Consider the following 14,671-nt stretch of genomic DNA (forward strand, 5'->3'; position numbering starts at 1 on the left):
TTTCTTAAACGTGGAAAGTTCACACAGTAGTAGTTACCGGATTTTTGCACGTTGGGCCGAGTTCTCCTATCAGAATGCTATCTGGATTATTCTACTCGTATTGTTATTGACTACGCTGAGCACTGTTTATACAGTCAATAATCTTGGCGTTCACACCGATACGACGGACATGCTCTCCGAGGATGTTCCGTTCCGCGCCAATCATATCCGTTATAAAAAATCATTTTCCCAGTATGAAGATACGTTTTTGCTGGTACTGAATGCGCCGACACCTGAACAAGCACATCAGGCTGCAAAACACTTTACCAACTATCTGCAAAAAGATAGCACGCAATTTTCCAATACGTATTATCTAACTGGAGAACCTTTTTTTGAGCAGAATGGCCTCTTTTTCAAAAGCCTGTCAGAATTGGGCCGCATTACCGATTATTTAGCCGCAGCACAACCGCTGATTGCGCGCATCGCAGAGAGTCCCACGCTCTATACATTTTTTTCTGTTCTCACGGAAGCTGTCGATGAGTTGCACGCGGGGCGTCAGTTAGAGCTGGAGCCTGTATTTAATGGGGTCAGTGCAACACTGGATGCACGGCTTGCTGGTCAATCTCGTGCGTTATCCTGGCAAGCATTACTGGGTGGCGAAGCACAGAAAGAAACTTATCAAGAATTAATCATAGTGCAGCCTAAGCTCGACTATTCTCAAATATTTGCTGCTGAAGAGCCGATCAATGCAATTCGTACTGCCGCGCAGGATATGGGACTTACTCCGAACGCTGTTGAGAAATTACGCATTACGGGTGAAGTAGCGCTGGCTCACGATGAACTACTCAGCGCGATGCACGGTGCTCAGGATGCTGGAGTATTAGCGCTAGTGCTGGTGGCTATGGTGTTACTCATTGCATTTCGTTCTGCCGGAGCCATAGTCACTGTGATGGTGAGCCTGGTTCTCGGTTTATTACTGACTGCAGCCTTTGCTACTGCTGCCGTGGGGCATTTAAACTTAATTTCTATCGCATTTGCTGTTTTATATATTGGCCTTGGTGTTGATTACGCCATCCATTTTTTGTTGCGACATGAAGAACTCAGGAAGCCTGAACAGTCTGTTTCAGAAGCGTTATTTAAAGCTGGTGGTGATATGGGTCAGGCACTACTGATTTGTGCAATAACTACTGCGATTGGGTTCTATGCCTTCATGCCAACGGCTTATGAGGGCGTTGCAGAATTGGGTTTGATATCAGGAACAGGAATGTTAATCAGTTTTCTGGTTACCATGACGATGATTCCTGCCTTACAAAGGTATTTCCCCACCCCAGTCAGAAAATCATCAGCTTCGATTCAATCAATCAATAAGGTTCTGGACCTACCAAGACACGCGCGTAAATTGGTATACAGTGTAACAATCATCGCAATTCTCGCTTCTGTCATGGCTTTGCCGCACATCAAATTCGATTATAATTTGTTGAATCTGAATAACCCGCGTGCGGAATCAGTTCAGACTCTGCTGGAGTTATTGAGGAACACGGAAGACTCACCTTGGCATATCAATATTTTAGTTAATGATGCCCAGGAAACGGTACAGGTTGTGCAACGACTTAGAGCATTGCCGGAAATAGAAAAGGTAGTCAGTTTGCTTGATCTGGTACCTCAAGGACAGGAAGAAAAAAGCCTGTTAATTGAGGAAATGGCGATGACGCTCGGCCCTATTTCTTTTTCCCCCACAGCATTTCTAATTCCAGACCACCATACGGTTCCAGAGGAACGAATGGCGCTGGAAAAACTAAATACTGCATTAGACCGGTTTATCAGCGAGAAGCCGGGGAATCCTTCTGAGGCTTCTGCCCGCGCGTTGCGTGCATCGCTGTCGAATCTACTGGCTGATTTGGATAAGCGTACGATACAAAATGACCAGGGAGGGGAGAAATTATTGCGTGCGGTTAACCACGATTTACTCAGCCTGTTGCCAGGTTCTATTAAACGGCTGCAATTGGCGTTGGCAGCGCAACCGTTTACGCAAGAGGCATTACCGGCATCTGTGAGTTCGCACTGGCGTACGAGTGATGATGTATATCGAATCGCCGTGTATCCGTCAGAGAATATTAATGAAAATGACGCATTGCGCAGATTTGTTCATGCCGTACAACAGATAGCACCCACTGCGACCGGTGTGCCGGTAATCAGTCTTGAAGCGGGCGAGGCTGTAGTGGATGCATTTATTCATGCTTTCTCACTGGCGCTGCTGGGGGTCATATTTACACTATGGATGATGCTCAGAAGTGTTTCAGCGGCAGTGCTGGTATTAATACCACTCTTATTGGCGGCTCTATTCACAGGGGCCTGCACAGTTTTGCTAGGGCTGCCGTTCAATTTTGCCAATATTATTGCTTTGCCGCTATTACTAGGTATTGGTATTGATAGTAGCTTGCATATGGTGCATAGAAGCCGTAACACCGGCTCGGTTTATGAGAATTTATTGCATACCAGTACAGCGCGCGCCATTTTTTATAGCGCACTAACCACTTTAGTGGGGTTCGGCAGCCTGGTGTTTTCGACACATCAGGGTACCGCCAGTATGGGATTGCTTCTGACGGTTGGTTTGTTTCTGACGCTGGTTTGTGTGCTGATAATCCTGCCGGTTTTGTTGCATTCAACCAGTAAAAATAAAGAAATCGTTGCTTGATTCTTTATTCTGGCTTTATCACTTCAATACGCGTTAACACCGCAGCAAAGAAACCGTCAGTTTGATGCAGCAGAGGGGATAGCTGTAAGAATTCACCGGTATCCAGCGGTATCTTTTGCTGTGCCAGTAACTCGGCGCAATTTAGCAAGCTAAACTGTGGATGTGTGTTTAGAAAATCTTGCACCACTTGTTGATTTTCTTCCGGCAAGAAACTGCATGTTGCATACACCAGCCGTCCCCCTGGTTTGAGCAAACTGGCGGCAGCGGAAAGAATAGCAGCTTGTTTTGTTTTGAGCTCCTCAATACTTTTCGGGGATTGACGCCATTTTAAATCCGGATTGCGGCGCAATGTTCCAAGACCACTACACGGTGCATCCACCAGTACTCGATCTATTTTTCCAGACAGCCGTTTAACTTTGATGTCATTCTCATTCGTGATGCGTTGCGCATGCAGATTGGATAAACCCGAACGCTTGAAGCGTGGTTTCAGATTATTTAATCTTTTTTCTGAGATGTCAAAAGCATAAAGACGTCCTTTTGAATTCATCAAGGCTCCCAGTAGTAGCGATTTGCCACCTGCTCCGGCACAGAAATCGACAACCATTTCCCCTCGCTTAGGTGCCAGCAAGTATCCGAGTAATTGACTACCTTCATCCTGTACTTCTATTTTCCCGGATAAAAAGAGTTCATGGCGATTGATCGCAGGTTTTTTGGTAAGCCGGATCCCGCAGGGAGAATAAGGTGTCTCCAGTGCTTCAATGCCTTCCTGACTGAGCGTTTCAAGCACTTGATTACGTTTTGCAAGAATAGTATTCACCCGCAGATCAAGCGGTGCAGATTTTTGTAAGGAAAATCCCAGGTTGAGAATGTCTGCATCCGTCATGAACTGCTTTAATTTCTCTACCAGCCATTCGGGAAACTCTGCTTGAATCGCCAGCGGGAGTGTCTCTAATTTGATCGCTTTGATTTCTGCTAACCATTTAGTTTCAGATTCGCTGATAAGCAATGTCAATTCGCGCAAATTCATGCCACTAAATTTTACTAGATAGGCTAAAACCAGTGAGCGGGGCGTGATGCGTTCTGTCAGGCTTTCAAGAAAAAAACGGTGGCGTAATATGCCAAAGACTGTTTCTGCAATGAATGCGCGATCTTGTCCACCCAGCAGCGGGTTTTCCCGGAAGAAGTGCCGTAGAATTCCGTCGGCGGGATATTCCAAAGGCAGTACAGTTCGTAGAGCGACTACTACTGCGTCTAGCTGAAAGGGCGTTAATTGCATTGATTTCCTGATGTATGTTTGATCAACTGGAAGAAACGTTGATTAAGTTTGTCTATGATGCGTATTTTTTTAACCGATCTGCTTAAGGAAACTCTGAATAACTGTCATTTCGAGCGTAGCGAGAAATCTAGGGTATTGATTGCCAAAGATTCCTCACTTTGTTCGGAATGACATATGAGGGTTATTCAGAGTTTCCCTAATGATCAGCTTTATAGCTAATGTTGATTCCGGTAACTATTTTATCGATTTCACGGCCATTTTCTTCTACGGATACGATGCGAACGGGCAACATGTGATTGTTTATTGCAAGCCATAGTTTTCTTTTCACTTTGGCATTTTTATTTTCTTGCCGGGTTAATACGATCGTGTCTATTTCACCGATGGGTGTGTGGAGCATTTCCTTAGACACCGCATAGTGCGCTAATTGCAGGCTGTGCCCATCGGTGACATGCTTCTCCACATACTGCTTAGGGAGTGACGCAAACATAAAGTTGTACGATAAGCTGAGGCGATCCAAAGTACCTTCGGGCAATCTTTTCTGTTCCTCTTGTCCTTTATGTTGCAGTGTTATGACATGTTTTTCCCAATTAAAAACAGCCACGCTTGGCTCTTTTTTCCCACGCTTCTCATAAGCGCGAGTGGGCCGTAGTCCCTGTTTAGTAATGGTTCCTTCGCTATGGCGTACGATACTATTGGGTTCTATGATTTTAAAAACACCAGTAGCTTGCGCTTCGCTGTTAATCGTATAACTATGTGTACCATTGACATGTTTGATTTCCATCACTTCATTAATTTCTCCCTGACCGATATCCGTTGTAACGGCGTAACTGATTTCAATGCGCGACGGTATATCCGTAGCAAATACTGAGAAGCTGAGTATCCACAGCAGAACAATCGATGGTAGAAATTTCATTCGGGTAATCCTGGCGAATAAAGCGCTATTTCACGAACACTGGAATCTATCACTTCAACGCGATTCTCATTCAATCGGATCTGATCTTCCATAAACCAGCGCACGGCCTGAGGGTAAATACGGTGTTCCTGCTGTAAAACCCGGGTTGCTAGCGTTTCCTCAGTATCTGACGGTAAGACAGGAATAGCAGCCTGAATCACAATCGGACCGTGATCTAACTGCGCCGTGACAAAATGCACGGTACAGCCATGTATTCTAATCCCTTCTTGAAGTGCTCTTGCATGCGTTCCCAAACCTGGAAATGCAGGTAATAATGAAGGATGAATATTCATTAACCGGCCTTGATAACGTTGTACAAAGCGATCGCTTAGTATACGCATGAAGCCGGCCAGTGCAATCAATTTGGGTTGGCAAGCATCAATTTTTTCTGCCAATGCCGTATCGAATGTCTGGCGGTCTGGAAAAGTACGATGATCAATAACGATGGTTTCAGCGCTATATTTCCTGGCAATTTCTAACCCTGTTGCATTGGGATTGTTACTGATTACCGTGATGCGATCTGCTTGAAATCCGGCTTCCAATAGCGCTTGCATATTACTGCCGCGACCGGAGATAAGAATGACCAGTGATTTCATGATGCCCGTTGGAAGACTGGCCATTTAGACTAAAACGGTCGCTGCCTGATTGTTTGTGCGTGGTTTAATTTCACCGATTTGCCAGACGGTCTCGCCGGAGGCACGCAAACTCCGCAGTGCGTTTTCTGCATGCTCGGGCGCCACAACAATCACCATGCCAATGCCGCAATTAAATACACGTGCCATTTCATGATCCGCAACATTCCCGTGTTGTTGCAGCCAATGGAATAGCGGAGGCATTTCCCAGGAATCTTTTTGCAACAAGGCCATGACTTGACCTGGAAGGATGCGCGGTACATTTTCGACTAATCCGCCACCGGTAATGTGTGCCAGGCCTTTAACAGGAAGTTGCTTGATTAACTCAAGCAAGGGTTTTACGTAAATGCGCGTCGGTGCCATGATGGTGTCAGCAAGCGTCTTGCCATGAAAGTCCGTGGATAAATCAACACGATTATTTTCAATAATCTTGCGAATCAACGAATACCCATTGGAATGCGCGCCACTTGATGAAAGACCCAGCACAATATCGCCTGCTTGTATCGTAGCGCCGCTGATAATCCTGTCTTTCTCAACAATACCGACAGCAAATCCGGCAAGATCATATTCATCGTGCGGATACATGCCCGGCATTTCAGCCGTCTCGCCGCCAATCAATGCACAACCTGCCAGTTCACACCCTTTGGCAACACCGCTGATCACCGCAGTCGCGGTTTCTACATTTAATTTGCCGCAAGCAAAGTAATCCAAGAAAAATAAAGGCTCCGCGCCTTGTACCAATATATCGTTAACACTCATCGCCACCAGGTCAATGCCAATGGTGTCGTGCTGGTTGAGCTGAAAAGCCAGTTTTAGCTTAGTGCCCACGCCATCCGTACCGGAAACCAGAACAGGATTTTGATATTTCTTGGAAATTTCAAACAACGCACCAAAACCGCCAATCCCGGTAAGTACTTCGGGGCGCAATGTACGTTTCGCAAGCGGTTTGATATTTTCGACTAAACGATCCCCTGCATCAATGTCTACACCGGCATCACGATAGGAGAGTTGTGTTGTATTAGGGTGATTAGAGCTGGATGAAGTCAAGTTAAATTCTCATGCGGTTACAGAAATGAGTGCTGCTTAGAAAGTGCAATTTTACCGCAAATGAGTACTCCACATACTGTGGATTGTAAAATCAATATGGGTGATATCTTGCTGCTTCAAGCAATATTGTATCGACTTCTTTGATTGCTTTGATTATGGTGGGAGGGAGAGGGAATGTTTCTTGGTGGCATTTCCTTATTATCACTACAGTACGGGTTGCTAAACTAAATTGGTATTTTTTGATTTCCTTGATAATCTCAGCTGTTGAAGTAGAACACATCTAGAACTAGCTAAGAATGTTTAACTACTCGGTGTTCGATATGGCTTCGCATCTGCCCACGGGCGTGGCATTGGTTGACTGAATTTAGAGAAAAAATAAGCCACAGAGAAATCCCGCTCTGTGGCTTATAGTAAGTATGATATTAAATCAAGCTATTATGCTTTCCTGCGGCGTACTGAAAAACTAATCAGCCCTAAGCCAGCTAACAGCATTGCGTATGTTTCTGGTTCTGGAACTGCAGAAATATAGGAATCGACTGTGTAGGTGCCACCTTTCGAACCAACGACAGTACCTTTTATTTCATAATAGTAGTTGCCCGGCCCAAGGTTGCCAAAATCTGCACCAACTGATGTGGAATCAAACAAAAATGAACCCAAAGAAAGGTCATTGGTGTAATTTCCATCAACAGTGGTTTCTTTCCAAAAATGCAAGGAAGCGTTATTGATATTGTATTTTGAAAAATCATTTGTGACCGCAATCGATACGAGATCATTCCATCCAGTCAAATTAAATGTGAACACGTGATCGAACGAGCCAGTATTTGGCAGAAAAGATACGCTAGCGTGTTCAGCAGGGTCGTCGTGGATGCCCCAATTGGCTTTAACAGTCGGAGCAGCGTGAGCAACACTACTTGCTATTAAAGCCACGGCTGCCAGTATTCCAAGTTTAAAAGTATTTTTCATATTGAGGTCTCCAGTGTTTTTAAAAAATATTTAGATCATTATTCATTAGAAGATTAAAAATAACTCATTAATAGATATTTGTTATCAATAACTTCAAATTTCTCTACACAGTTCTCATTGTAGGCCTATTATTTTCCTTATCTATAGGAGATCGATCCTTTTTTACTAGTACATTTATAATAATTTTGGAGTACATGCTCTAGGAGAGCCGATGTGTAGAACATTGAATTGCTTATACTTCAGAGGAAAGGCACCTCTATTGTTAGCGGATTCAAAAATCAACGGCAACAGTTAATTTTTTGTAGCAGACTTGGCAAGTTGCCAATTACGCAAAATGCAGGATGACTCCTCACAATATAGTATTCTATCAATCATAAGAATCATGAATTCAAGGAGTTAGCATTCTTGTCGCGTAAAGTTTCGTCTCGTCGATTAAATCCCCCCATTCCTTTCTATCAGAATTCCACCGAAGTATTTGAGCTATTTTGGTAGTCAAATGACGGCGATCAATCACACAATCATTGTGTATTTTTAGCAGCAAGAAAAAACTGATGAGGGTATGATCTACGCTAATTTTGTTGCTGCGATACCGTCGTTGAATAGTATTAAATTTTTCTTTCCGGAACCCGTTGATTCTAGACCCAGCTTTGCTGGCGGTATTTTTTCAATTGCAGAGGTCGTTCATGTCTTTCAGTATAGCCAACCTGTTATCACAACATCGCACGGATAAATTTGATTTGCACGAGCGGTATTTAAACGCTCAGATGGTCAAGGTTTTGAAAACGATTGGTTATGATCGGAATTATGAGCGCGCTGCCGGGCAATATCTGTATGACGAACAGGGTAACGAATATCTGGATCTGCTGAGTGGTTTCGGTGTTTATGCGTTTGGCCGCAATCATCCGACCATCGTCAATGCTTTGAAAGAAGTTTTGTCACTTGAGATGCCCGATTTGGTGCAGATGGATGTATCGATTTTGAGCGGTTTACTGGCTAAGGAAATTTTGACCACGGCACCGGACAATCTGGAACGGGTTTTCTTTTGTAATTCGGGTACGGAAGCGGTTGAGGCGGCGATAAAGTTTGCCCGGTACGTGACCAAGCGCAATCGCATTATTTGTTGCGATCATGCTTACCATGGCTTGACGATGGGGGCTTTGTCGCTGAACGGCGAGCAGATTTTCAAAGATGGTTTTGGCCCGTTATTGCAAGACTGCGGTTCGGTTCCATTTAATGATCTTGCCGCTTTGGAACAAGCGCTCAGTAGCCGCAGTGTGGCGGCGTTTGTGGTGGAGCCAATTCAGGGCAAAGGCGTGAATATCCCGGATGATAACTACCTTCCCGAAGTCGAACGCTTATGTAAGAAATACGGCACATTGTTTGTCGCGGATGAAATTCAAACCGGACTTGGACGCACGGGTAAATTTTGGGCGATTGAACATTGGGGTGTAAAGCCGGACATGATTTGCATGGCTAAGGCGCTTTCCGGCGGTTTTGTTCCGGTCGGCGCGGTGGCTATGACGCAGCAGATCATGGATTGCGTGTTTAATCGTATGGATCGCGCTGTTGTGCATGGTTCCACCTTTTCCAAGAATAATATGGCGATGGCCGCTGGTCTGGCCAGCCTGGAAGTGATAAAAGCAGAGAAGCTGGTTGAAAACAGTGCGAAAATGGGCGCTGAAATAATTGGCAGAATAAATGCACTAACCGGTCAATTTGAATTTCTGAAAGAAGCGCGCGGCAAAGGCTCAATGATTGCGGTTGAGTTCAAATCGCCGAATAGTCTGACACTCAAAGCTGCCTGGATGATGCTGGAAGCAGCCAACAAGGGCTTATTCTGCCAGATGATTACCATTCCGCTATTTAAAGAGCACAGAATCTTGACCCAAGTGGCAGGGCATGGCATGAATGTGGTTAAGATACTGCCACCGCTGATACTGACTGAAAAAGACATCAATCACATCATTAGCGCCTTCACCAAAACAATTGCGGATACGCATCAAGTGCCGGGTTCTATTTGGGAACTGGGTAAGAATCTCGCGGGTCATGCGCTAAAAGCAAAAGCGGGTTAGAGCAATATGAGTACTGAACGCTCCGACGATATCCATTATCTCTGGTGGCTGATGCTGGTTTGCGTGACGGGCGGGCTGATTTACCTGCTCAGTCCGATATTGACCCCGTTTCTGCTGGCTGCAGTGATTGCCTATATCTGTAATCCCATGGTGACTTTTTTAGCTGGGAAAAAGCTATCGCGCACAGTGGGTGCGGTATTGGTAATGTTTTTGTTGCTCGGTGTTTTTGCAGCGCTGATCTTAATTATGGTGCCTTTATTCGAAGAGGAAGCGAGGCGGGTACTGGCTAAGATGCCGGTTTATCTGGATATGTTCAAGAATCATGTGGTTCCCTGGCTGGAAACAAGATTCAACATCAGTTTGCAGCCTGATATGAATGTACTGAAACAGGCCGTATCAGAACACTGGAAGAGCGCCGGAGGCGTGGCTGCAAAGGTATTGCCATCATTGACCAGTGGCGGGATGGCGATCGTGGAATTTGTGGTGAATCTGTTGCTAGTGCCCGTGGTTTTGTTTTATATGCTGCGTGATTGGGACATGTTGCTCAAACTGGCCGATGAAATGATTCCGCGCTACTGGCATCATCAGGTTTCTCTACTGGCGCGTGAGACGGATCGGATTCTGGCGGAATTTCTGCGCGGGCAATTATCCGTCATAGTACTGATGAGTATTTGCTACATCACAGGCCTCTGGCTGGTGGGATTGGAATTCGCATTGCCGATTGGATTGGTAGCCGGTATTCTAGTATTTGTGCCGTATCTTGGCATGATCGTCGGTCTGACGCTGGCGACTTTTGCTGCATTGATGCAATTTCAGGGTTGGAGCGGTGTAATTCCGGTTTGGATTGTTTTTGGCGCCGGTCAATTGCTCGAGGGCATGTTGATTACACCCTGGTTGGTGGGGGATCGGATCGGGCTGCACCCGGTTATGGTGATATTTGCGTTATTGGCATTCGGTCAATTGTTCGGTTTCTTTGGTATCTTGCTGGCGTTGCCGGTCAGTGCTGTGCTGCTGGTTTGGTTACGCCATCTTCATGAGCGCTATTTGGGGAGCAATCTCTATAATTCATAACCGCAGTCATTCGCGAAGCGGGACTATGCGTAATGAGCGATTACAATGAAACAGTTGCTGCTGGACATTAAACCCTTGCCACTGCCCACGCTGGATAACTTCTTGCCCGGGCGAAACGCTGAATTGCTGCATTTGCTGACAAGTATTCTATCCAACGATGAAAAAGAACGCTTTGTTTACCTCTGGGGCGGTCTGGGTTGTGGCAAAAGCCATTTATTACAGGCAACGGTTTCAGCCTATACACAAAGAAACTCAAAAGCGGTATATTTCTCCGCTAAAAATCCATGTGAATTTTTTGTCGATAGCGATATAGATTGTGTCGCAGTTGACGATATTGATTGTCTGGATGCAGCAGCCCAGATCGGATTATTTAATCTCTATAACCAATTGCGCGATGAAAGTCAGGCATTTCTGATGGTTAGCGGCGCGACTGCACCGGCGTACTTGAATATGCGGCAGGATCTGGTGACGCGTTTGGGATGGGGGCTGGTGTATCAGGTGCATGAATTAACGGAAGAAGAAAAAATGCAGGCGATGAAAAATCATGCCGTTGATTGCGGTTTCGACTTATCACAGGAAATTTGTCTTTATTTGTTACGGCATGGACGGCGTGATTTGCCGTCGTTAATGATGACGCTGGATGCGCTGGATCGTTACTCTCTGGTTAATCAGCGTCAAATTACCATACCTTTATTACGAGAATTATTACAGGTGGCTTCATGAATTTAGCATTATTTGATTTGGATAACACACTGATTGCCGGTGACAGTGATTTCCAATGGGCGCAATTTTTGATTGAAAAGAAAGCATGGGATCGTGAGTTGCACGAATCTAGGAATCTGGAATTCTACGAGCAATATAAAGCGGGAACGTTGGATATTCATGAATTCCTGGATTTTCAGTTAAAGCCGCTGGCGCGTCATCCGCGCGTTCAACTGGAAGCGTGGCGCAGCGAATTCATGTGTAAAAAGATTATGCCACTGATTGCGCCGGGCACGCGCCAATTGATCGAGCGGCACATGCTGGATGATGATCTGTGCATCATCATTACCGCCACCAACAGCTTTGTCACAGCACCCATTGCACAAGCATTAGGTATCAGCCATTTGATTGCGACTGAACCGGAAGAAAAAGATGGCGAATTTACCGGCAAAGTGTCAGGCACGCCTTCTTTCAGGGAAGGGAAGATTGAACGGCTGGAGAACTGGCTGGATGCGCATAATCTAACCTGGTTATCATTCCTGCGCAGCTGGTTTTATAGTGATTCCCTCAACGATCTGCCCTTGCTCAGCAAAGTGACCCACCCGGTCGCGGTAGACCCGGATGCTACGTTGAGAAGTCATGCCGAAAGAAATAATTGGCCGATTATTAGTTTGCGTTGATAAAGCGAAGCGGATTGGTAGTTCAGGAAGATCTCTTTGACCGATTACCAAGAGGAAGGTGGTATGATATTAAGATGTGCCCCTTTGTTGCTCGGCCTGCTTGCTTGATTTATTCTACAATTCGATTGAGCCAGTAACCGGGTTTTCTGCTTTGATGCATTACAGCAATCACATAGATTTTTTCGTTTGATTGTCTGTAAATTACTGAAAATGGAAAACGGGTAAGGATATAACGCCGGAACCCTTTTCTGAATTGGGTCCATACGCCAGGAGGTTCAGCAATGGCCCTATAAGCGTTTTCAATCTCATTGATGAAATCACCGCCCAATCCTTTTGCCTGCATTCATACCAGACGACCGATTCACGTATATCGAGCGCAACTTCAGGATGAAAGTAAGCGTTTGTCACAACTCACGGTTCAATTTCAGCTTTATTTCTTCCCAGCTAACCGGTTTCACCGCACCGGAATCAAGTTGCGCGAATCGGCTTTCTGCGACTTGAATCCACGCCTCATCAACATGTTTCTCGTTGGCATCATCCAAACTTGAAATCAAGCAATGCGCAAGCGTAGCTTTTTCATGGGACGACAATGTCTTGATATTTTCCAGAATCCATTTCATCTTATCGGGCATGATAAACTCTCCGAAACCTTACTAACATGTAGCTTATCATTGAATGATGAGTTGGATTCCGGTATTGATATTTGAGAAATCTATCCCGGATGATGCTTGCTTATCCGGAATACTTGCTAAGAGGTAGTGTGATGGTAGATGTGATTGTTCATAGTGTTCTTAGTGGGTGATGTTGGGCTTTCTTCGGCAGCCCAACCTACCGTGCTGGCAGATTATTAGTTTGCGTTGAGGGGGGCCGAATTGGCGGCTCAGGGAAACGCCTTTGTCAGGCTGATAAGAGGGAGATGTCATGATGTCAAAACCTGATCCTGGTCTTTGTTCTTTCGTAACTTGATTCCGTATATGTGTCGATGCCTGATGCCATGTTTATTTCCTGAGATCTAAACTGCCATCATAAATTTGCTCATAAACCGTGTATGGTAAAACGACCGTATCTAGTACGCCGGATAACACTAAATCTACTAACATAAGCTCTGGTGCGGCTCCCATCCATAGCGTAGGGCTAGACGGTTTCCCGCGTAAAGTGCAAATGTTATAGGAAATACCGCTATAAATTCGCGGAATTGTCTCGCAAGGTGATTTGACGTGGCTTAGATTGCGCCGTGGAACGGAGTCGTCACGAAGAACGGTGTTGACGGTTCCGCAGCCGAAGAGTAAGCAAGTTATTGCAAGCGTAACTGTGAACCAAAGTTTTTTCTTCATAAGTAAATAGGATTTACCGACGTATATCGCAGGGATTTTATTCAGTTCCGGGCTTTGTCATTCGTTACGTGCTTTCGAGATGCCCACCGTAATACCGTAATATATTTAACATCATTATTTTTTCCTATACAAAAGATCACTTTCGCAATTCTAAGGTCAGACTCGATTGTTTGAACCCGATCGGGATTTAACTGAATGGGCGTGCCTAAAATCAAATTTTTACTTGCCTGACACATCTCCAATTCAATCAATACCGAGAAAACTAGGGTCTACCATCGTATTCTGCAGGATGACAGGCTACAGAACCATAGTTTAATATAGCAAACGGACGGGGATGTGGCTCATGGGGTCAGCGGCTGGGATTCTGGTTCGCTAGACTTGAAATGCCGTCCCGGTCCTCCTGCGTCATCCGGTGTGTCGTTCGGGATGGTGCCGATCAGTAGATTGTGGCTCTGTATGTAGACGAGACCGGCGGATGATTTATCGGTTTAGTTGCAATAGTATGGAGGCCCCATGATCATGGATAATACCCCACAAATTTATGTCAGTGTTGATATAGGTTGTCGTCAGCACAGTGTGGCAATAGGCCTGTCCAATGGCGATGTGCTGGATGAGTTTTCCATCTTCCACCGCCCGGAAGGTTTTAAACAATTCTTTGAACGTATTGAACATCATCGACAACGCCATGGTGGTGCGATAGCGGTAGCAATGGAAGGCTACAATGCATCACCGAAGATGCAGATAATCTTTGGTTCTTACGCTTTATCACTAGCATTGACGAATTGACCAAGCTATCGCGTCTACGCGTATCTACCTTGCTAAAGATTCCCGGTGTGGGTCGCAAGTACGCCGATAGTATTGTTGCATGGCAATCGCATGCATCATTTAGTCATGAAGTGGAATGGGTCGGCGAGATGATCATTGAAGATGCCCGGCGTATCCTGGCACTCAAAAACGACATCAAAGCATTGGAATTACGTTGCAGGATGTTAATGCAAGAATCCCAAGCCGCGCGGCTAATTAGACAGTATTCCAGGGTTTGCTGTGATCTGTGCATCAGAGTTGGCAGGCGAGATTGGCATCATAGACCGGTTTGCTAGCGAGCGCAGTCTGGCGCTCTATTTGGGAATGGCCAACCTAAGGAAACGCTGAATAATTCATCGCGCAGTAGAGATCAAGCCGAGTGATTATGTAATATTGCGATAATTTGCCCAATTTTGACCTGAAACGCATCATTTTTTGCATTATTACCCTAATTTCTTTTTTTC

At 45.3% G+C, this 14,671-nt stretch carries 16 protein-coding genes; 8 read left to right on the forward strand and 8 right to left on the reverse strand.

What is annotated here, in order from left to right; genetic code table 11:
- Nucleotides 1-10 precede the first annotated feature (10 nt).
- On the forward strand, nt 11-2,674 hold the full coding sequence (locus tag K2P83_RS11135; protein ID WP_292929170.1) for an MMPL family transporter: 2,664 nt from the start codon (nt 11-13) through the stop codon (nt 2,672-2,674).
- A gap of 4 nt (nt 2,675-2,678) precedes the next feature.
- Here K2P83_RS11135 and K2P83_RS11140 read toward each other — a convergent pair whose 3' ends face one another.
- From K2P83_RS11140 to K2P83_RS11160, 5 genes are all read right to left on the reverse strand, one after another.
- Nucleotides 2,679-3,950: an RsmB/NOP family class I SAM-dependent RNA methyltransferase gene (locus K2P83_RS11140; RefSeq protein WP_292929172.1), complete on the reverse strand. Its 1,272-nt coding sequence runs from the start codon at nt 3,948-3,950 to the stop codon at nt 2,679-2,681.
- Between the two features lie 196 nt (nt 3,951-4,146).
- Nucleotides 4,147-4,863: a DUF3108 domain-containing protein gene (locus K2P83_RS11145; RefSeq protein WP_292929174.1), complete on the reverse strand. Its 717-nt coding sequence runs from the start codon at nt 4,861-4,863 to the stop codon at nt 4,147-4,149.
- Nucleotides 4,860-5,498, reverse strand: a complete 639-nt coding sequence (gene purN / locus K2P83_RS11150) for a phosphoribosylglycinamide formyltransferase (protein ID WP_292929176.1) — start codon at nt 5,496-5,498, stop codon at nt 4,860-4,862. Before purN ends, K2P83_RS11145 begins: the two co-directional genes overlap by 4 nt.
- A gap of 24 nt (nt 5,499-5,522) precedes the next feature.
- On the reverse strand, nt 5,523-6,581 hold the full coding sequence (gene purM, locus K2P83_RS11155) for a phosphoribosylformylglycinamidine cyclo-ligase (RefSeq protein WP_292929178.1): 1,059 nt from the start codon (nt 6,579-6,581) through the stop codon (nt 5,523-5,525).
- 435 nt (nt 6,582-7,016) lie between these two features.
- Nucleotides 7,017-7,544 (reverse strand): FxDxF family PEP-CTERM protein, encoded by a 528-nt coding sequence (locus tag K2P83_RS11160; RefSeq protein WP_292929180.1) that lies wholly within the window; start codon nt 7,542-7,544, stop codon nt 7,017-7,019.
- A 683-nt stretch (nt 7,545-8,227) separates the two neighbouring features.
- Between K2P83_RS11160 and K2P83_RS11165 the strand changes: the two genes are divergently transcribed.
- From K2P83_RS11165 to K2P83_RS11180, 4 genes are read left to right on the forward strand one after another with little or no spacing between them, the layout of a single operon-like run.
- Complete coding sequence (locus K2P83_RS11165) at nt 8,228-9,616, forward strand: aspartate aminotransferase family protein (RefSeq protein ID WP_292929182.1); 1,389 nt, start codon at nt 8,228-8,230, stop codon at nt 9,614-9,616.
- Between the two features lie 6 nt (nt 9,617-9,622).
- Entirely contained in the window at nt 9,623-10,687 is a 1,065-nt protein-coding gene (locus K2P83_RS11170) for an AI-2E family transporter (protein WP_292929184.1), read from the forward strand.
- 45 nt (nt 10,688-10,732) lie between these two features.
- Nucleotides 10,733-11,410, forward strand: a complete 678-nt coding sequence (hda, locus tag K2P83_RS11175; protein ID WP_292929186.1) for a DnaA regulatory inactivator Hda — start codon at nt 10,733-10,735, stop codon at nt 11,408-11,410.
- Entirely contained in the window at nt 11,407-12,069 is a 663-nt protein-coding gene (locus K2P83_RS11180; RefSeq protein ID WP_292929188.1) for an HAD family hydrolase, read from the forward strand. The genes hda and K2P83_RS11180 overlap by 4 nt, the downstream gene beginning before the upstream one ends.
- A gap of 109 nt (nt 12,070-12,178) precedes the next feature.
- Here K2P83_RS11180 and K2P83_RS14340 read toward each other — a convergent pair whose 3' ends face one another.
- From K2P83_RS14340 to K2P83_RS14345, 3 genes are all read right to left on the reverse strand, one after another.
- A complete protein-coding gene (locus K2P83_RS14340) occupies nt 12,179-12,412 on the reverse strand; it encodes a type II toxin-antitoxin system RelE/ParE family toxin (protein ID WP_363279562.1) in 234 nt (77 codons plus the stop codon).
- A 61-nt stretch (nt 12,413-12,473) separates the two neighbouring features.
- Complete coding sequence (locus K2P83_RS11185; protein WP_292929190.1) at nt 12,474-12,701, reverse strand: addiction module protein; 228 nt, start codon at nt 12,699-12,701, stop codon at nt 12,474-12,476.
- Nucleotides 12,702-13,067: 366 nt separating this feature from the next.
- Nucleotides 13,068-13,403 (reverse strand): YceK/YidQ family lipoprotein, encoded by a 336-nt coding sequence (locus K2P83_RS14345; protein WP_363279563.1) that lies wholly within the window; start codon nt 13,401-13,403, stop codon nt 13,068-13,070.
- 519 nt (nt 13,404-13,922) lie between these two features.
- Between K2P83_RS14345 and K2P83_RS11190 the strand changes: the two genes are divergently transcribed.
- The 3 genes from K2P83_RS11190 to K2P83_RS14350 are packed head-to-tail and all read left to right on the forward strand — an operon-like array spanning nt 13,923 to nt 14,555.
- On the forward strand, nt 13,923-14,189 hold the full coding sequence (locus K2P83_RS11190; protein ID WP_292929192.1) for a hypothetical protein: 267 nt from the start codon (nt 13,923-13,925) through the stop codon (nt 14,187-14,189).
- On the forward strand, nt 14,186-14,503 hold the full coding sequence (locus K2P83_RS11195; protein ID WP_292929194.1) for a hypothetical protein: 318 nt from the start codon (nt 14,186-14,188) through the stop codon (nt 14,501-14,503). The genes K2P83_RS11190 and K2P83_RS11195 overlap by 4 nt, the downstream gene beginning before the upstream one ends.
- Complete coding sequence (locus K2P83_RS14350) at nt 14,466-14,555, forward strand: hypothetical protein (RefSeq protein WP_363279565.1); 90 nt, start codon at nt 14,466-14,468, stop codon at nt 14,553-14,555. The genes K2P83_RS11195 and K2P83_RS14350 overlap by 38 nt, the downstream gene beginning before the upstream one ends.
- The last annotated feature ends 116 nt before the right edge of the window (nt 14,556-14,671 follow it).

The organism is Nitrosomonas sp., assembly GCF_019752415.1.
Lineage (GTDB): Bacteria > Pseudomonadota > Gammaproteobacteria > Burkholderiales > Nitrosomonadaceae > Nitrosomonas.

Excerpts from the sequence above, each read along its gene's own strand:
- K2P83_RS11180 (WP_292929188.1), top strand. The coding sequence starts at position 11,407 with ATGAATTTAGCATTATTTGATTTGGATAACACACTGATTGCCGGTGAC.
- K2P83_RS11190 (WP_292929192.1), top strand. The coding sequence starts at position 13,923 with ATGGATAATACCCCACAAATTTATGTCAGTGTTGATATAGGTTGTCGT.
- K2P83_RS11170 (WP_292929184.1), top strand. The coding sequence starts at position 9,623 with ATGAGTACTGAACGCTCCGACGATATCCATTATCTCTGGTGGCTGATG.
- K2P83_RS11160 (WP_292929180.1), bottom strand. The coding sequence starts at position 7,544 with ATGAAAAATACTTTTAAACTTGGAATACTGGCAGCCGTGGCTTTAATA.
- purN (WP_292929176.1), bottom strand. The coding sequence starts at position 5,498 with ATGAAATCACTGGTCATTCTTATCTCCGGTCGCGGCAGTAATATGCAA.
- K2P83_RS11165 (WP_292929182.1), top strand. The coding sequence starts at position 8,228 with ATGTCTTTCAGTATAGCCAACCTGTTATCACAACATCGCACGGATAAA.
- K2P83_RS11140 (WP_292929172.1), bottom strand. The coding sequence starts at position 3,950 with ATGCAATTAACGCCCTTTCAGCTAGACGCAGTAGTAGTCGCTCTACGA.
- K2P83_RS14340 (WP_363279562.1), bottom strand. The coding sequence starts at position 12,412 with ATGCAGGCAAAAGGATTGGGCGGTGATTTCATCAATGAGATTGAAAAC.
- K2P83_RS14345 (WP_363279563.1), bottom strand. The coding sequence starts at position 13,403 with ATGAAGAAAAAACTTTGGTTCACAGTTACGCTTGCAATAACTTGCTTA.
- K2P83_RS11145 (WP_292929174.1), bottom strand. The coding sequence starts at position 4,863 with ATGAAATTTCTACCATCGATTGTTCTGCTGTGGATACTCAGCTTCTCA.
- K2P83_RS11185 (WP_292929190.1), bottom strand. The coding sequence starts at position 12,701 with ATGCCCGATAAGATGAAATGGATTCTGGAAAATATCAAGACATTGTCG.
- hda (WP_292929186.1), top strand. The coding sequence starts at position 10,733 with ATGAAACAGTTGCTGCTGGACATTAAACCCTTGCCACTGCCCACGCTG.